At 66.0% G+C, this 16,812-nt stretch carries 15 protein-coding genes; 8 read left to right on the top strand and 7 right to left on the bottom strand.

From position 1 onward, the window contains the following. Positions 1 to 136 precede the first annotated feature (136 nt). The gene (locus VCS63_RS20675; protein ID WP_323880902.1) at positions 137 to 1,843 is read right to left on the bottom strand and encodes a ShlB/FhaC/HecB family hemolysin secretion/activation protein; all 1,707 of its coding nucleotides are present in this window, start codon (positions 1,841 to 1,843) and stop codon (positions 137 to 139) included. 309 nt (positions 1,844 to 2,152) lie between these two features. Here VCS63_RS20675 and VCS63_RS20670 point away from each other — a divergent pair, with 309 nt between their 5' ends. From VCS63_RS20670 to VCS63_RS20640, 7 genes are all read left to right on the top strand, one after another. After that, positions 2,153 to 2,665, top strand: coding sequence for a winged helix DNA-binding protein (locus tag VCS63_RS20670; RefSeq protein WP_063641272.1), 513 nt, complete (start codon positions 2,153 to 2,155; stop codon positions 2,663 to 2,665). A 9-nt stretch (positions 2,666 to 2,674) separates the two neighbouring features. Continuing rightward, positions 2,675 to 4,528, top strand: coding sequence for a dipeptide ABC transporter ATP-binding protein (locus VCS63_RS20665; protein ID WP_063960526.1), 1,854 nt, complete (start codon positions 2,675 to 2,677; stop codon positions 4,526 to 4,528). Between the two features lie 54 nt (positions 4,529 to 4,582). Then, the gene (locus VCS63_RS20660) at positions 4,583 to 6,115 is read left to right on the top strand and encodes an ABC transporter substrate-binding protein (protein WP_063960525.1); all 1,533 of its coding nucleotides are present in this window, start codon (positions 4,583 to 4,585) and stop codon (positions 6,113 to 6,115) included. 217 nt (positions 6,116 to 6,332) lie between these two features. Next, positions 6,333 to 7,256, top strand: coding sequence for an ABC transporter permease (locus VCS63_RS20655; RefSeq protein WP_042794267.1), 924 nt, complete (start codon positions 6,333 to 6,335; stop codon positions 7,254 to 7,256). Between the two features lie 5 nt (positions 7,257 to 7,261). Further along, positions 7,262 to 8,131 carry an ABC transporter permease gene (locus VCS63_RS20650; protein ID WP_063641269.1) on the top strand — a complete coding sequence of 290 codons (870 nt, stop codon included), beginning with the start codon at positions 7,262 to 7,264 and terminating at the stop codon, positions 8,129 to 8,131. A 165-nt stretch (positions 8,132 to 8,296) separates the two neighbouring features. Then, positions 8,297 to 10,036, top strand: a complete 1,740-nt coding sequence (locus tag VCS63_RS20645; protein WP_323880901.1) for a peptidase M14 — start codon at positions 8,297 to 8,299, stop codon at positions 10,034 to 10,036. Between the two features lie 63 nt (positions 10,037 to 10,099). Beyond that, positions 10,100 to 10,537, top strand: coding sequence for an acetyltransferase (locus VCS63_RS20640; protein ID WP_042794269.1), 438 nt, complete (start codon positions 10,100 to 10,102; stop codon positions 10,535 to 10,537). 12 nt (positions 10,538 to 10,549) lie between these two features. Here VCS63_RS20640 and VCS63_RS20635 read toward each other — a convergent pair whose 3' ends face one another. The 6 genes from VCS63_RS20635 to VCS63_RS20610 all read right to left on the bottom strand — a co-directional run bounded on the left by VCS63_RS20635 (position 10,550) and on the right by VCS63_RS20610 (position 15,535). After that, positions 10,550 to 10,735, bottom strand: a complete 186-nt coding sequence (locus tag VCS63_RS20635; RefSeq protein ID WP_063641267.1) for an oxidoreductase-like domain-containing protein — start codon at positions 10,733 to 10,735, stop codon at positions 10,550 to 10,552. 9 nt (positions 10,736 to 10,744) lie between these two features. Next, positions 10,745 to 11,317 carry a GNAT family N-acetyltransferase gene (locus VCS63_RS20630; protein ID WP_063960522.1) on the bottom strand — a complete coding sequence of 191 codons (573 nt, stop codon included), beginning with the start codon at positions 11,315 to 11,317 and terminating at the stop codon, positions 10,745 to 10,747. A 115-nt stretch (positions 11,318 to 11,432) separates the two neighbouring features. Continuing rightward, a complete protein-coding gene (locus tag VCS63_RS20625; protein ID WP_042794272.1) occupies positions 11,433 to 12,035 on the bottom strand; it encodes a class I SAM-dependent methyltransferase in 603 nt (200 codons plus the stop codon). After that, complete coding sequence (locus VCS63_RS20620) at positions 12,032 to 13,654, bottom strand: lytic murein transglycosylase (protein WP_323880900.1); 1,623 nt, start codon at positions 13,652 to 13,654, stop codon at positions 12,032 to 12,034. The genes VCS63_RS20625 and VCS63_RS20620 overlap by 4 nt, the downstream gene beginning before the upstream one ends. Before the next feature lie 130 nt (positions 13,655 to 13,784). Beyond that, a complete protein-coding gene (locus VCS63_RS20615; RefSeq protein ID WP_323880899.1) occupies positions 13,785 to 15,164 on the bottom strand; it encodes an MATE family efflux transporter in 1,380 nt (459 codons plus the stop codon). Beyond that, positions 15,161 to 15,535, bottom strand: a complete 375-nt coding sequence (locus VCS63_RS20610; RefSeq protein ID WP_042797196.1) for a hypothetical protein — start codon at positions 15,533 to 15,535, stop codon at positions 15,161 to 15,163. The genes VCS63_RS20615 and VCS63_RS20610 overlap by 4 nt, the downstream gene beginning before the upstream one ends. 315 nt (positions 15,536 to 15,850) lie before the next feature. On the opposite strand from VCS63_RS20610, the gene VCS63_RS20605 reads away from it, so the two are divergent. Next, positions 15,851 to 16,786 carry a LysR family transcriptional regulator gene (locus tag VCS63_RS20605; RefSeq protein WP_042794275.1) on the top strand — a complete coding sequence of 312 codons (936 nt, stop codon included), beginning with the start codon at positions 15,851 to 15,853 and terminating at the stop codon, positions 16,784 to 16,786. Positions 16,787 to 16,812: the final 26 nt, after the last annotated feature.

Below are 16,812 nucleotides of genomic sequence, written 5' to 3'. Positions count from 1 at the left end.
ACCGAAATCGGCAGCGTCTGCGCCAGCACAGGCGACCAGACTTGCGTGAAGACGACGGACCAGATGATCAGGGAGCGAAGCTTGGACATCATGCGTAGGAGATGGGAATAAAAGCGCGCGGCACGTGGCGACGCCATCAGAGTTCGAACATCAAGGCCGCCGCGAACACCGTGCTGGCGGTCTTCAGAGATTCGGGCTTTTGCAGCGGCCAGCCGGCAGACAGGTCATAACTGGCGTTGACATACGGCAGGCCGACTCGTCCGCGCAGGCCAGCAACCGCGCCGACCAACGTGCGGCCAAATAGCGACGCCGCCGACGGGCCGCCCACACGTCCCACATCCAGGCCCGCGTACAGCTGCTGGCCCGGCGCGCGCAGCAGCGTCTCCAGGCCAAGCGACAAGTCATTGCGCAAGGTCCAGCCGTCTTCGGAAGCCAGCGTCATCTGTCCGTCAAAGCCTCGCACCGCGTAGCGATTACCGATGGTGAAAAAATCGGAAGGCACGATGGATGTCCTGGCATGCTGGATTTGCCAGTTCGCTTGATAGGTCCAAGGCTGGTCCGCCAGGCGGAACGGCCAATGCAGGCCGGCGCTGGCGGTAAGAACGACGCTGCGTCCGTTCCAGTCTGGATCGCCATAGACATAGCCGGGTTTTTCCGACAGGCCCGCCAGCGTGCCGCGCACGCCGCCCCCCGCGTCCAGCATGGCCCGGCCCAGATAGTGGCGGTGCGCCAGGCTGAACGCATAGCCGGTGACGTCGCGCCGCTGCACTTCAATGTCTACGTCATCGAGGGTGCTGGTGGTGCGCTTGCGCAGCAGAGTCAGCGTAGAAGTGCCCTTGTAAGCCGCCCCGCGATAAGGCACCAGTGACACTCCCGCCTGCAGCTGCCGGGTGGCGCCGCCATAGAGGATGGGTTCGTCGAAGCCTGCGACGGTCTGCCGATAGGTGGATTTGCTGGCTCCGACGAAGAACGCCCAATAGCCGAAAGGAATGCTGTAGTTCAAGGACGCGGCGCGCGTGTTCGATTGCCCATCGCGCCAGCGCGCATTGCTGTTCCAGGACAACGAAAGCTGGTCGTACAGGAACAAGGGCGAATCCAGGGTCAGCCCGGCATTGACCTGATATTTGCCGATGGCGTCCAGGCCGGCGTTGTCGCCGCCGAGGTATCCATGCCAGCGTTTGCCGGCGCCGGGATGGATGACGATGTCGGAATCGCCCGGCTGCGGGCCCGGCGCAACGTCGATGGACGCATCGGCCTGACTGCCCAGCCGCCGGATGTTCTCCAGCGCCTGGTCCAGGTCGCGCTGGTTCAGGTCGCCGCCCGGTCCGGTGGGCAGGGCCATGCGCCACCAGCCGATGCCGCCTTCGCTCCTGACAGCGGATAACCGTCCTGGCAGGTAGCGCAACGTCAAGCGGCCCTCAGCCAGGGATTGTTCCGGCACGACGATCCGCGCGGTGACGAGGCCGCGGTCGATCAACAAGCCGAGCAAGTGCTCCTGCAGGGCCCGCAATCCGAGGGCGCCCACGCACTGACCTGCCACCATGGAAGCCGCCGCCGCAAGAGGCTCGGCCGGCCGTGGCCCATCCCAGGCTACTTCGCGCAAGGTGAAGCAAGGCGTTTCGGCCGGTAGCGCCAGACCGCTTGCAAAGGGCGCGGCGGACGGCAGCACGTCCGGACGCTCGGACGCCCGGGCGCGCTGGGCCTCCAGTTCGTGTTCCTGGCGGCGTTCGATTTCGGCCGCGCGCTCGGCCGCCTCGGGTAGCGGCCGAGCGCCGGATACGGCCGGGAAAATGCCCGCCGCCAACATGCCTGCGGCAATGCGCAGGCGCCAATCGTGTTTCATGCCGGTACTGCGCCTGCGGACGTGCGCGGCGCTCCTTGTTATCGCCGTGCCGCTCCGGGTCCAGGAACGGTCACGCGTGCTGCGGGTGCGGGTTGATACGAAGCGAATTGCGGGTCCCTTCGACGAAACAGAAGGGCCTTCTGTTGTATGCGAGCCCCTACGGCGAATAAATGGGATTGGTCCGAGAAAAGGGTTGCGCCCGACCGCAGTTGCGGTTGCCCACGGGTTATCCCGAATACGGACATATCGACAAATCGTCAATAATTCGCCAACGTTTTGTCGTCGATCCGTCCCTTTCCTGCCTTGCCCATGCCTGTTTCCGTCCGGGACGCCATCGTTTCCTCATCCCACCTGGCCTCGTCGGCGCCCGAGCTTTCCGAAGTGGAATTCGGGCTGATCATTGCGTCGCATGCGTTCAATCGCTGGATGGTGCGCTGCATGGCCTGTGCGGGATTGCCCGAGCTGACCTCGCTGGACATCCTGGTGCTGAACCACGTGTTCCATCGCGGCCGGGGCAAGAAACTGGCGGACATCTGCTTCACGCTCAACGTCGAAGACACCCACTTGGTGAACTATTCGCTGAAGAAGTTGGAGCGCCTGGGCGTGGTGCAAAGCGCCAAGACCGGCAAGGAAGTGATCTACACGACGACCGACGCCGGCGCGGCGGCGATCCAGCGCTACGCCGAAGTGCGCGAGCAGTGCCTCGTCAAACCCTTCATCGACTCCCCCGCCGCGGACGAGGCCAGCCATCAACTGGCCAACACCCTGCGCGCCCTTTCGGGCCTGTACGACCAGGCAGCCCGCGCCGCCACCTCGCTGTGAGAATCCACGTTGTCTAGCACTACCGCATTCACTTCCGCCCCGCTACTGTCCGTGCGCGGCGTGTCGGTCGACTTCAATACCGAGAATGGCGTCTTCCGCGCCGTCGACAGCCTGGATTTCGAGGTCCGGCCCGGCCGGACGCTGGCCATCGTCGGTGAATCGGGTTCGGGCAAGTCGGTCACGTCCATGGCCATCATGCGCCTCACGGACTACACCAATGGCCGCATCGCCACCGGGCAGATCCTGTTCCGCGACAGCGCCGACCGCGAGATCGACCTGACCGCGGCTTCCGATGAAGACATGCGCGCCATTCGTGGCAACGACATCGCGATGATCTTCCAGGAGCCGATGACCTCGCTGAACCCGGTGTTCACCATCGGCGACCAGATCGTCGAGGCCATCATGCTGCACCAGCAGCTGTCGCGCTCGGCCGCGCGCCTATCGGCCCGCAAGTTGCTGGAAAAGGTACGCCTGCCCGACGCCGAGCAGATGCTGGACCGCTACCCGCACCAGTTGTCGGGTGGCATGCGCCAACGCGTGATGATCGCGATGGCGCTGTCGTGCCAACCGCGCCTGCTGATCGCCGACGAGCCGACCACGGCGCTGGACGTCACCATCCAGGCGCAGATCCTGAACACCATCCGCGAGTTGCAGCGCGATTTGGGCACCGCGGTGATCTTCATTACGCATGACATGGGCGTGGTCGCCGAAATGGCCGACGACGTGGTGGTTATGCTGCGCGGCAAGAAGGTCGAGCAAGGCCCAGTGCAGGATATCTTCAACGCGCCCAAGCATCCCTATACCCGCGCGCTGCTGGCCGCAGTGCCGCGCCTGGGCAGCCTGACGGGCCGCGACTTGCCGCTGCGCACACCGCAGACCGTGCTTGAAGGCGACACGCTGCGCGAAGTGGGCGAAACCCGCGAGCAGGACACGGCGCGCTACGACGAGCCCGTGCTGCGCGTGGAAAAGCTGACCACTCGCTTTGACGTGGGCCACAACTTCTTCGGCCGCGTCACGCACCGCGTGCACGCTGTCGAGGAAGTGAGCTTCGACGTCTATCCCGGCGAAACGCTGGCGCTGGTGGGCGAGTCCGGCAGCGGCAAGTCCACCATCGGCAAGACCTTGCAGCAGCTGGTGGCGCCGACCTCGGGCGCCGTGCGCTACAACGGCGAGGACATCTTCACGATGGACAGCGCCGGCCGCCAGCGCCTGCGCCAGGAGATCCAATACATCTTCCAGGATCCCTACGCGTCGCTGGACCCGCGCAAGACGGTGGCCTTCAGCATTGCCGAGCCCATCCGCACGCACGGCCTCTTGACCAGCGAAGACGCCATCGCGCGCCGCATCGGCGAATTGCTGGAGCAGGTCGGCCTGAAGCCGGAACACGCCCAGCGCTATCCGCATGAATTCTCGGGCGGCCAGCGCCAGCGCGTATGCATCGCGCGCGCGCTGGCCAGCAACCCAAAGCTGATCATCGCGGACGAATCCGTGTCGGCGCTGGACGTGTCGATCCAGGCGCAGATCCTGAACCTGCTGATGGACCTGCAAAAGGACCGCGGCCTGTCCTATCTGTTCATCACGCACGATATGGCGGTGGTGGAAAAAGTCAGCCACCGTGTCGCGGTCCTGTACCTCGGCCAGATCGTCGAACTGGGCACTCGCCGCCAGATTTTCGAATCGCCGCAGCACCCCTACACGCGCAAGCTGCTGGCCGCCGTGCCCGTGGCCGAGCCCGGCCGCCATATCGACACCTCGCTGATCGAGGGCGAGATCCCCAGCCCCGTGCGGCGCGTCGGCGACGAACCCGCCATCATTCCCCTGGTTGAATTCGCGCCGGGCCATCAGGTAGCCCGCGCGGCTTGAGCCGCACCCATTTTTCACGTCGGCCCGACCGATTTTCCGTTCCTGGAGTTGAACATGCTCTCCCTACGCAAAACCTACACCGCCACCGCCCTGGCTCTGGCGCTGGGCGGCGCGCTGCCCGCAGTCTTCTCGACCGCTCACGCCGCCGGCACGCTCAATGTCGCCATCAACCAGGATCCGGGCAGCTGGGATCCGATCGACACCTTCGTGACGTTCTGGGGTTCGGTAGGCAGCAACCTGTACGATGGCCTGACCATGCGCGGCGCCGACCTGAAGCTGCAGCCGGGCCTGGCCACCAGCTGGGAATACCTGGACGACAACAAGCGTCTGCGCTTCAAGCTGCGCGAAGGCGTCAAGTTCCATAACGGTGAACCTTTCAACGCCGAGGCCGTGAAATTCACCTTCGAACGCCTGCTGGGCGCCGAAGGCACCAAGGGTCCGCAAAAGGCAAACTACGATTCGATCGGCGAGGTCAAGGTCGTCGACGAATACACGGTCGACTTCATCCTGAAGCAACCGGACCCGGTGCTGCTGACGAAGCTTGCCGGCTATGGCGCCATGATCGTGCCGCCCAAGTACATCAAGGAAAAGGGCGAAGACAACTTCAACACCAACCCGGTCGGCACCGGCCCGTTTAAGTTCGAAAGCTACCAGCCCAAGGTCAATGTGACGCTGGCGCGCAACGACGACTACTGGGGCGGCAAGCCCAAGCTGGATAAGGTGGTCTACCGCTTTATCGGCGAACCCGGCACCCAGGTCGCCGAACTGCAGGCCGGCCGCATCGACATCGCCACGCTGATCCCGCTGGGCCTGATCGAAACCGTGAAGAAGTCCGGCAATGCCGACGTGATTTCCACCGGCGGTCCCGTCGCCTATGCGCTGCGTTACAACACCAAGAGCGGCATTACGCAGAACCGCGACGTGCGGCGCGCGCTGATCATGGCCGTGGACCGCGACGCCATCGTCAAGCAGCTGCTGCTGGGCCAGGCCAAGACCATCGCCAGCTTCCAGGGCCCCCAGTCGTTCGGCTACAACCCCGAACAAAAGCCCCTGCCCTTCAACCCGGCCGAAGCCAAGAAGCTGCTGGCCGCGGCTGGTGTCAAGCCTGGCGCCACCGTGCAGATCGACGTGCGCGGCAGCGATTCGAACTTCCGCGAAGTTGCCCAGGCCGTGTCCGGCTACTTGCAAGGCGTGGGCGTGCGCGCCACGATCAAGCCATATGAAACGGGCGTGCTGCTCAACGACATCATCCCGGGCGGCAAGACCGGCGAAATGTGGCAGAACCAGTGGGGCGGCTGGACCTACGACTACGACAACACGGCGTACCTGATGTACCACACTGGCCAGAAGTGGAACCCGTACGACAACGACGCCAAGCTCAATGGCATGCTGGAAGCGCAACGCACGGTCTATGACGTGAAGAAGCGCGAAGCCATGTTGCAGGAGATCGCCGGCTACGTAGCCGAGCAGGCGCTGGAAATGCCGCTCTACAGCCTGAACACCATCGTGGGCGTGAACAAGCGCGTGAAGGACCTGGAAGTCCCGGGCGACATCCGGTTCCGGTTCTTGAACGCCTCTGTAGAGTAAGTAGGTCTCCCCCCCGAAGCGCTACGCGCTTCCCCCCCAGGGGGGCATGCCTACGGACCGGCAAAGCCGGCTCCGTGGCATCCCGCTGGGGCCAGACCGGTTGCTGGTGGTGCGATGGCGCCATGAACGACCGAAAGGGCAGCTTTCGTGTGGTATTGGCGCTGCCTTGACGCATTAACCCCACCGACCGTCCCGGCGCAAGCCGGGGCGGCGATTTATGACCGGATTTCTCATCAAACGCGTGTTGCAGGCCGTCTTCGTGATCGTGGCCGTGACGCTGCTCGTCTCCTATGCCGTGCGCCTGACCGGCGACCCTGCGTTGATGCTCAGCCAGGGATCGGGCAGCGTCACCGAGCAGGACCTGGCCAATATCCGCCAGGCGCTGGGGCTGAACCGTCCCTTTCATGAACAATACCTGTCCTACATGCAAGGACTGCTGCACGGCGACTTCGGGCGTAGCTTCATGGGCGGCACATCCGTCGCCAAGCTGATCGGCGACGCCCTGCCCGCCACGCTGATGCTGGCGTTTACCTCGCTGTTGGCGTCCATCCTGATCTCGCTGCCGCTGGGCATCCAGGCTGCCATCAAGCGGGGCAAGGCCACCGACCAGGCCATCCGCATCCTGTCGCTGGTGGGGCTGTCTTTCCCCAACTTCTGGCTGGCCTTGATGCTGGTGCTGCTGCTGTCGATCACATTCCCGCTGTTGCCGCCGTCTGGCTGGAGCGGGCCGGCCAGCCTCGTGCTGCCGTCGCTGACGATGGCCATCATCCTCAGCGCCACCAATATCCGCCTGGTGCGCACCACCATGCTGGAGACGCTGTCCGCGCAGTACATCATGGTGGCGCGCAGCAAGGGCCTGAAGGAGCGGGTGGTGCTGTACAAACATGCGCTGCGCAACTGCGCGATTCCGCTCATCACTTACCTGGGTCTGCAATTCGGCGGCCTGATCGGCGGCATCGTCGTTATTGAAATGGTCTTCAACTGGCCCGGCCTGGGCACGCTGGCTTTCGATGCCATCTCCGGCCGCGACTACCCGGTCCTGCAAGGCACGGTTACCGTGCTGGCCGCCGTCATCGTCCTGGTCAACCTGATCGTCGACATCGCCTACGGCATCGTCGACCCCCGCATCCGCACGCGCTGAGCCTTATGCAGACTACTACCCCCACCGCCGCCGCTCCCACAGCGGCAAAACCCCGCAGCCGCTACCGCTCGCTGGAATTCGTGCTGGGCGCGCTGCTGACCGGAACCATGATCTTGCTGGTGCTGACCTCCGGCTGGCTGTTTCCGGACGGCGGCGAAGCCATGGATCTGGCCGCCCGCCTGACTGCGCCCTTTACGTCGGCTGCGCATCCTTTTGGCACCGACCCGCTGGGCCGCGACGTGCTGGCCCGGGTGATCGTCGGCGGCAAGATTTCGCTGACCGTGGGCTTCGCCTCCGTCGTCGGCGGCGCGCTACTGGGCATCATCATGGGCCTGATTGCCGGCTATTACCGCGGCTTCTGGGACATGATCGTCATGCGCTTTGCCGACGTGCAGCTGGCGCTGCCGTTCATCCTGGTGGCCATTACGTTCATCGCCATCCTGGGCGGCGGACTGTTCAACGTCATTTTCTTCATGATCGTGTCGCAGTGGGTGCAGTATGCGCGCCTGGTGCGCGCCCAGGTGCTGGCGCTGCGCGAACGCGAGTTCGTGCTGGCCGCCCGCGCGTTCGGCGTGCGCGACCTCGCCATGATCCGCCACCACATTGTGCCCAACCTGCTGGGACCGCTGGTGATCCTGATGACCCTGAACGTCGCCAACAACATCCTTCTGGAAAGCAGCCTGACCTTCCTGGGCCTGGGCGTGGATCCCATGATCCCCAGCTGGGGAGGTATGCTTGCCGATGGCCGCACCTATATGCAGACGGCCTGGTGGGTCAGCGTCTTTCCGGGCCTGGCCATCATGCTGACGGTGCTGGGCCTGAACCTGCTGGGCGACTGGCTGCGCGACCGCCTGGACCCGACCGGCAAATTGTGAACCCGCGGTGTGAGCCCCCACGCGGCGCTCGTTGCACTCGCTTGCTGCCCCCCAAGGGGGCGGCCCCGCCTTGAGGCGGCTCGGCGGCGGGGCGGCTATTCTTGTGCATGGCGTGCGCTGCGCGCCGGCCCGGTTGCCCCACCGGAATTTTGAGGACTGTTGAAGATGTCTTTGCTGGAAAAAACATTCGACCGCACGCTGGACGCCTGGACGCACGCCTACATGGCGCCGGCCTGGCGCGGCGCCGTCGTGGAGGGCTGGCTGTTCGAAGGTGTCGACGCGCGGCGCGCGGCGCAGGAACGCCTTGCACAGGCCGGCGTGACCGCGCGTTTTCGCAGCGCCTACAAGCCGCTGCTGCATTTCTTCCTGGAAGAAGTGGACCGCGAAGGGCTGAGGTCCGTCGCCGTCCGCTACCCGCTGCATGAGCACGCGCAGGCCAAGCGTTTCACGCTCGAAGCCTACCCGCTGATCGCGCTGCTGGACGGCGTAGACGTCACCCTGCTGCCCGGCGCAAGCGACCTGCACTACGACGTCAGCCTGCGCTACGCCGACGGGCGCAAGATCGACACCCGCGTCTACGCCCCCAACCAGATCGGATACGCGCAGGACGGCACACCCGAACTCTCTCCCACCGGCTGGCTGCGCGTGCGCGACGCCGAGGGCACGTTGCAGACCGATGCCGCCCAGGCCACGGAGTACCAGCTGGCGTTCCGCGCCATCGTCGATACGGTGCGCAACCATGCCTGGGGCGCGCACGAACCCTACTTCGAACGCCTGGAAATCCGCGTGGACCTGCCGGGCATCGATTTCGCCCTGCCCGTGGACGAGGAAATCGTCAGCACCTTCGAAGCGCTGCACGAAGACATCTATTTCTCGTTGCTGGAACATTTCCAGCAGCACTCCGGCCGTCCGTCAGGCGACCGCGGCCTGCAGCCCGGCCAGATCATTCCCGACATCCGCCGCCACGATGGCGCGGCGCGCGTGCAAATCTCGCTGGAGCCCTTCGCGGCGCTGGCGCCGGTCGCTCCCTCCGCTCTCGGCACGCCGCTGGCCCAGGTCCGCGAACCGCTGTCGGCCGGACAGATCGCCGGCTGCATGGCGGCGTTCGGCGGCGACGCCTTCCAGGCGGTATCGCGCCAGGGCCGCCCGGTACTGGGCACCTACCTGCGCGGTCCCGGCCCGGCGGTATTCATCTCGGGCGCCCAACACGCCAACGAAACCTCAGGCATCGTCGGCGCCCTGCGCGCGGCGCAGACGCTGGCGGCCCGCGGCGATGCGCATTTCGCCCTGATCGCCGCCGAGAACCCGGACGGCTATGCGCTTTTCAACCGTCTGCGCGAACACCATCCGCGCCACATGCTGCACGCCTCGCGCTACAGCGCGCTGGGCGACGACATCGCCTACCGCGAACGCGCCCCGTTCTTTGAACGCGATGGCCGCCACCAGGCGCATGCCATCAGCGGCGCGCAGCTGCACATCAACCTGCATGGCTACCCCGCCCACGAATGGACCCGGCCGCTTTCCGGCTACCTGCCGCGCCATTTCGAACTGTGGACCATACCCAAAGGCTTCTTCCTGGTGCTGCGCCATCATCCGGGCTGGGGCGAACGCGCCCGCCGGCTGATCGAAGGCGTAACCGCCAGGTTGGCCCGCGCCGTCCCCGGCCTGGTCGAATTCAATGCCCGACAGCTTGAACTATTCCACGCCCATGCGCTCGAAACCGGATTCGACGTACTGAACGGCATCCCGGTGCAGGTCAGCGAAAGCGAACGCGAAGATCTGCCCCTGGCGCTTATTTCGGAGTTTCCGGATGAAACCGTCTACGGCGACCGCTTCGTTTTCGCGCATACTGTGCAGATGGAAACCGTCCTGGCGGCGACCGAGCTCTACCGCGCAGGCCTCTAGCGGCAAGAAGCCCGGCGCAGCCAAGGACCGCGCCGGCATCCGACCTGTAAAACCATTAGAAAAATGAATATCCGAGAACGCAACCACGGCGACGATCTGGCCCTGGTGGACATCTGGCTCCGTTCGGTACGCGCCACGCACACATTCCTGACGGAAAAGGAAATCCAGGCCATGTACCCGCAGGTGCTCAACACCTACCTGCCTTCCGTGCGGGTCTGGGTCTGTGAGGACGACGCCGGCGAAGTCGCCGGCTTCATGGGCCTGAACGGCAACAAGGTCGAAATGCTGTTCGTGGACGCAAACAAACGCGGCAAGGGCGCGGGCCGGCGCCTGTTGAACTTCGCGCGTTCGCTGCACGGCACCCTGCTGGTGGACGTCAATGAACAGAATCCCCAGGCCCACGGCTTCTACAAGCACTACGGATTCGAGGACGTGGGCCGCTCGGCGCACGACGATGCGGGCCGGCCCTTTCCCATCATTCACATGAAACTGGCGGGTTGACGCCCTCCCGCCTTAGCCTTTGGACGGCTCCGGATGCCTGGCTCGCCAGGCTTTCAGCGCTTCGCGGTAGTCGTCCATGGCCTCGTTGTAGGTGTCATAGACGCAAGGAATACAGCCGCTGTTGCAACATTCTTCGGGCGCGGGCGCTTCGGGGGGAACGGGCGGCGGGTCGTCGTCGGGGATCTGCTTGGTGCTCATACCCGAATCTTAGCGCCGATGCGCCGAGCCAGCCGCCGTATCCGCATGCGTTCCTGGCCATTCGGCGCGGGTGATTTCGTAGCGCCGTTTCTCGGCGCCGCCTTCACCCGTCCTGCCGATCTGGCGCATGCCGCACTTTTCCAGCACCCGACACGACGCGGCGTTCTGTTCCAGGGCCACGGCAGCGAGCGCGTCCACGGACAGGCGTGTAAAACCCATCGCCAGCAACGCCCGGGAAATTTCGGTGGCATATCCCATGCCCCAGCTCCCGGGCAGGAAGGCGTAAGCCACCTCGATTTCGTCACGCCCCCTGGCCTGGGTGCGTTTCAGGCCGGCGCGTCCCGCCAGCAGGCCGCTAGCGCGCTCGGTCAGCACATACATGCCGAAGCCTTGTTCGGCCCAGTGTTCGATGTTCTGCAATAGATAACGGCGGCTGGCCGATGTGTTCCGTGTGCCGCCCATGGTGGCCATGAGCCGTTCGTCCGCATGCATGGCGGCGATGAACGAAAAATGGGTCTCGTCCATGCGCCGCGCCTGCAGTCGGGCGGTCTGAAAAGCATCGGGGAGTCGCACGGCGGGCATGGCTGGGATAGCAGAAGAAGCAGATGTCAGGGCCGGACATGATACTGGCGGCCCGCGTGCCGGGCCATCATCCAATGGACGAAGCCCCTCGGCCGAGCCCCGCCAGGCGCCGGCTTCAGCCGCGGCGCAGACCCAGGAAGCTCCAGCTTACGTCGGCACGGTCCAGCATGTCCTCGCGCTCGCTGAGATGATGCGAAGACAGCCCGTGGTCCGCCGCCAGCGCGATCGTTTCCTGCGCCGGCACGTCGAACATGCGGCGCCCGGGCGGCACCGGGCCATGCCGCAGCGACATCAGGATCTGGCCTTGCGGCGCCAACAGCGCTGCCAGGGCCTGCATGCCCTGGCGACGCTCGTCGGCATCCAGATGCATCCATACGGCCGTCAGCATGATCACGTCGAACGCCCGGCCCTGCCGGCGCAGGAGCGCCAGATCCGGCAAGGCATCATCGACCCACTCCAGGTTGGGCAACGCGTGGCGGCGCTGGCCCTCCTGGCGCAATTCCGGCGTCGGTTCAACTGCTACGACCGCGTGTCCCATCCGCGCCAGCGCGGCGGCGTCGCGCCCGGATCCCGCGCCTATGTCGGCAATGCGCGAGGGTGCCGCGGGAATCAGGTGCGCCACATCACGATGCACATCCGCGAACGCGATGCTCTCGTACTGGTCGGCCAGGGCCGCGGCGTTTTCGCCGTAGCCCTGCGTGCCCGATACCGGCGTCACCCCTGGCCCTCCGGGCGCGCGCGATACGCGGCGGGCGGCCAAGTGGCCTTGATGGCGTCGTAGATGCGTTTACCCACGCGGCCGTCCTCGGGCAGATTGCGCTTGACCTGTTCTTCGCGCACGGCATCGCGGGTCTTGCTGCCCGGAATGCCGTCGGCCACGCCCACGTCATGACCCAGGCCGTAGAGCATTTCCTGCAGTTCCTTGATCTGCGCGCGCGACAGGCCCGGATCATCCGTGGGCCAGGCAGCGACGAGGTCCGGTCCACCCTGCAGACGGTTGAGCAGCATCGAGACCGCCAGGCCATAGCGGCGGGATTGGTTGTAATGCAGGATGGCGTCGAAATTGACGGTCGCCAGGAACACGGGGCCGGCCGAGCCCGTGGGCGCAAACAGATAGGCTTGTTCATCATTGCCCGACGGCAGCTTCAGGGCCGAACCGTTGCCCTGCTTCACGCCGGCCTGGGCCCATTGCGCGATCGTGCGGCGGTCCTGCGAGCCCACGTACTCCGCGTCAGGCGAAGCCGGGATCGCGGCGGCCAGTTCCGCCGGCACGCGCACTTCGATCACTGCGGGCAGGCTATGCGTCCACTTGGCGCGGCGTTTGCGCAGGTGGTTTGCAGTGGAAGCCAGCGCGTCGGGCAAGGAGTTGTACAGATCGATCTTGCCGTTGCCGTCGCCATCGGCGGCCAATTCATAGAACGAGGTCGGGATGAACTGCGTCATGCCGAAGGCGCCGCTCCAGGAGCCGACGAAGTTGTCCGCGGGCACCGTCCCGTCGCGCAGCAGGCGCACCGAGGCGTAGGCGTTCTTTTCCCACAGCGGCTTGTTCTCGGTGCAGGCCCGCGTCAGCCACGCGTCCAGCACATTGGTCTTGCCGACCTGGCGGCCGTAGTTGGTTTCGATGCCGAAGATGGCGACCAGCGTGGCCGGGTCCACCTGGTACTGCTGGCTGATGGTCGACAGCTGCAGACCGTACTTGGCCAGCACGGCGAGGCCGTCGCGCACACGCTCTTCGTCCACGGTCTTGGCGATGTAGTCCCACCAGGCTTCACGCCCCTCGGGCTGGCCCTTGGCGGACGCGACGGTGGTGGGCAGCAGCTTGGCGTTGGCGGTGTACTTGTCCCAGTCGGCCACGGTCAGGCCGTTGGCCGTGGCGCCCTTGCGCAGCTTGGCGATGCAGGCCTTGGTGTCCAGTTCGGACGGAATGATGACCGTGGGAGCTACTGTGGCGGTGGCGGCCGGAGCGGCTGCCGCGGCGGGAGCCGCCGTTGCGGCAGGAGCGGCAGTCGCCGCCGGCGCCGCGGCCGGAGCCGGCAAGGTTGCGGGAGCAGGCGCCGAGGCCGGTGCAGGCAAGGTTGCCGGCGCGGGCGCGGCGGAACTGGGAGGCAACGCCTGGCCGGCCCGGCCCTCGACCGGCGCCGCCGGCGTATCGTCGAAGCTGCGCTTGGGCGTCAGGGCCGGCAACGTCTGCACCGGCACCGAGGGCTGGGCGCGCGATCCGGTGGCCGACGCGGGCCCTTGCGCATGAGCGGCCCCGGCTGCGGCGGCACTAAAGGCTGCGCCCAGCAGCAAGCGGGAGAAAGTGTCGATTCGAAGGCGTACGGAACGCTGACGCATGGCAATCCTGAAAAATCGAAGTCAGCCCGGATCGTACCGCGACCAGCGGTCAAAATCGAACGCGCCCCCGGCAGCTCCGCCAGCCTGACCCGCCAAGAGCCGGGCGGCTGAAAGCCGCGCCGCAACGGCACTAGGCGGCCTGCCTCGCCACCGCCGCGAGGCTTGCGGGCGGCGCCCGCAGCACGCGCCGGCACAACAGCATGGCGATCAGGCTGAACAGGGCGAAGCCCGTCGTCTGCCCCGCCAGCACGCCTTCGGGGCCGCCATAGTGCGCCCCCAACCAGACAAAAGGCAGCGTGCCCACGGTGGCGCGCAGCCAGCCTATGACGGTGGAATACGTGGCGTATCCCAGGTTGTTGAACACCGCTATGGCGACAAAATACAGGCTGTTGAGCGCCCAGGCGAAACTTCCGTAGCGGCAGAAAAAAATGATCAGGTCACGCCCCGGCCCGGTCACCTGGAACACGTCAGGCATCCAGGGGGCCAGGACGGCCAGCACGGCGGCGACGGAAAAGCCATACATCAGGGACCAGCGCGTGGTCAGGCGCGCCGCGTCCTGCACGCGATCCCACTGCCCCGCGCCCAGGTTCTGCCCGAGGATGGGCCCGATCGCGCCTGGCAGCACGAAAAACAAGGCATAGGCCAATTGCAGCACCCGATCCACGACCGTGGCGCCCGCCATCACGCTGGAGCCGAAGCCGGCATATGTGGATACCGTGAAAATCACCGCGGCGGGGGTCGCCAGCGTCGTCAATGCGGCGGGCAAGGCGATACGGCCGATCGCGCCCACATGCGCGCGCAACGCCGCACCCGCCGGCCAGGCCGCGAGGCGATGCTTGCGAAAGACCAGCCAGGCGCCAAGTGCCACCGTCGCCACGCGGCCGATACCGCCCGCCCATGCCACCCCCTCCATGCCACCGTCCAGCACAAAGATGACCAAGGGGTCCAATACGGCTACCGTAGCCGTGCCCGCCAGCAGCACCCACATGGATTGTCGGCCGTGACCTGCGGCGCGCAGCAGGTTGGACAGCATCATGCCCATGCCCATCACCACGGTGAACGGCGTCGTGATGAGCACATAGGACAACAGATGCGCGCGCACGTCCTCTGCCAGGCCGATGGCTGCGGTGAACGGGCCGATCGCGGCCATGAACAACACGCCGGACGCCAGCGCGGCGGCAGCCATCAGCACCAGCGACGCGCCAGCCAGCGCGCGGGCGCGCGGCACATCCCCCGCCCCGAGTGAGCGGGACACCAGGGCCGCGCCGCCCACGGTCACGCCAATGCAGACGGAGGTGATGGTGAACTGCGTCATCGACCCGAAGCCTACCGCGCCCAGCACGGCCTCATCCTTGAGCGTGCCCAGGTATAGCAGCGAAAGGAATTCGACTGCGAACACCGCCAACATGCTGGCCCAGCCCGTCAAGACCATTTCCAGCACGTGCGGGCCCATGGGCCCGGACACGAAGCGGGCGCGAGGATCCGCGGGAGAGGGGGTTCGACCGCTCAAGGCCGCGCCTGATTTGCCAGGGCTTGCTCACGCAGTTGCCGCAAGCGCTGGATCGCGGCTTCGTATCCCTGGGCCGCGGCCGCTTCGTACCAGCGCAGCGCCGCGGCCATGTCCAACTGCTCCAGCACCATGCCCTGCATGTACTGGGCCGCGGCGTCGCCACGCTGCGCCTCCGCCAGCAAGGCTCGCTCGACTTCACGGTCCTTGCGCGGCGACTCGCCATAGATATGCATGCCCTCGCCCACCTGCCCCTCGACCAGGCTGCGCAGGGAGGACGGCATGTGGGCGAACTGGTAGCGCCAGAACAGCGCGGTGAGCGCCACGCACAGGAGCAAGACGAAGGTCGAAACAAACAAGGCTTTACGAGTCATGAAGCTACCGGATGAAATGCGGCCCAGGCCGCGCAATGAAACCAGGGCCGCCGTCAGCGGCCTGCGGGTGCAAACCAGTACTGGAAAACGCTCGCGTCATTCGAATACCAGGGCAAGAGCCCGACGGTGTCGGACTCCCGCTGCATTCATGGCTGCCCCTGTTATCTTGTCGGCCGCAGGACCGGTTCCGCGCCGCGCTTCCGATGATCAGTCTGGCGCGAACTATATCCGAAACCCGCCGGGGCGCATGCCCGGCGCCGTTGCCAAGCGCGCGGCGGGGGAGAATAATCGGCACCTCCTTTTCCGACCCGCGCCATGACACCGTTCCGAGGCAAGCTCCGCATCCGGCACCTGGAAATCGTGCTGACCGTCGCCGAATTGGGCAATCTGTCCAAGGCGGCTGCGCAGTTGCACAGCACGCAATCCGGATTGTCTCGCGCCATTGCCGAGATCGAGGAACTGGTGGGCGCGCGGCTGTTCGAACGCACGGCCAAGGGCACGACCTGCACACCGCTGGGCGAAACCATGTGCCGCCACGCCCGGCTGCTGCTTACCGACTTCCGCAAGGCTGAAATCGATCTTGCCGCGGTATCGCGCGGCGACGAAGGCAGCCTGACGGTGGGCTGTTTTTCGATGTTTGCGGGATGGCCGGTGGCCGAAGCCGCGCGCGCCTATCGCCAGGCTTACCCGCGCATCACGCTGACCATTGAAATCGGCACACACGAACGGCTGATCGAAGACCTGGATGCAGGCGCGCTGGACGTGCTGATCAGCCGCTTCTCGTCCACCGTCAATCCGCAGATCTACCGCTCCACCACCTTGCTGGAAGATCCCGTGGTGCTGGCCTGCGCCACGCATCACCCACTGGCCAGCCAACCGGGCGCCAAGCTGGCCGACTACGTGGCCTATCCCTGGATTACCGCCCTGCCCGGCAGCCGCATTCGCGGAGAACTGGAAATGTCGCTGCGCCAGGCCGGCCTGGCGATTCCGGATATGATCGGCGCCCTGTCACTGGAATTCGGCCGCGAAATGCTGTTGGACGGCCTGTACCTGTGGATGCTGCCCGGCAGCGTGGCGGCCATCCGGCAGGCCCGTGGCGAACTGGTGGTCCTGCCCGACAGGCCGGTCCTGCGCAAATCTCCGCTGGCTGCCATCTGGCGCCGCGACCGCCCCAGCACGCGGCAGGCGCGCGCCTTCGCCGCCCAACTTCAGCTCGCCATCCAGGCCGACGCTATCGCGCTGACGGCCTGAGCCGGAGCCGCGCGTTGCGCGGTATC

Source organism: Achromobacter sp. D10, assembly GCF_035282245.1.
GTDB classification, from domain to species: domain Bacteria; phylum Pseudomonadota; class Gammaproteobacteria; order Burkholderiales; family Burkholderiaceae_B; genus Achromobacter; species Achromobacter insolitus.
The sequence above is the reverse complement of the archived record's forward strand: the minus strand, read 5'-3'. Positions and strand labels throughout refer to the sequence as shown.

Bases quoted from the DNA above. Each gene is read 5' to 3' on its own strand.
- VCS63_RS20655 (WP_042794267.1), top strand. From the start codon at position 6,333: ATGACCGGATTTCTCATCAAACGCGTGTTGCAGGCCGTCTTCGTGATC.
- VCS63_RS20630 (WP_063960522.1), bottom strand. From the start codon at position 11,317: ATGCCCGCCGTGCGACTCCCCGATGCTTTTCAGACCGCCCGACTGCAG.
- VCS63_RS20650 (WP_063641269.1), top strand. From the start codon at position 7,262: ATGCAGACTACTACCCCCACCGCCGCCGCTCCCACAGCGGCAAAACCC.
- VCS63_RS20670 (WP_063641272.1), top strand. From the start codon at position 2,153: ATGCCTGTTTCCGTCCGGGACGCCATCGTTTCCTCATCCCACCTGGCC.
- VCS63_RS20660 (WP_063960525.1), top strand. From the start codon at position 4,583: ATGCTCTCCCTACGCAAAACCTACACCGCCACCGCCCTGGCTCTGGCG.
- VCS63_RS20620 (WP_323880900.1), bottom strand. From the start codon at position 13,654: ATGCGTCAGCGTTCCGTACGCCTTCGAATCGACACTTTCTCCCGCTTG.
- VCS63_RS20635 (WP_063641267.1), bottom strand. From the start codon at position 10,735: ATGAGCACCAAGCAGATCCCCGACGACGACCCGCCGCCCGTTCCCCCC.
- VCS63_RS20605 (WP_042794275.1), top strand. From the start codon at position 15,851: ATGACACCGTTCCGAGGCAAGCTCCGCATCCGGCACCTGGAAATCGTG.
- VCS63_RS20640 (WP_042794269.1), top strand. From the start codon at position 10,100: ATGAATATCCGAGAACGCAACCACGGCGACGATCTGGCCCTGGTGGAC.
- VCS63_RS20645 (WP_323880901.1), top strand. From the start codon at position 8,297: ATGTCTTTGCTGGAAAAAACATTCGACCGCACGCTGGACGCCTGGACG.
- VCS63_RS20675 (WP_323880902.1), bottom strand. From the start codon at position 1,843: ATGAAACACGATTGGCGCCTGCGCATTGCCGCAGGCATGTTGGCGGCG.
- VCS63_RS20610 (WP_042797196.1), bottom strand. From the start codon at position 15,535: ATGACTCGTAAAGCCTTGTTTGTTTCGACCTTCGTCTTGCTCCTGTGC.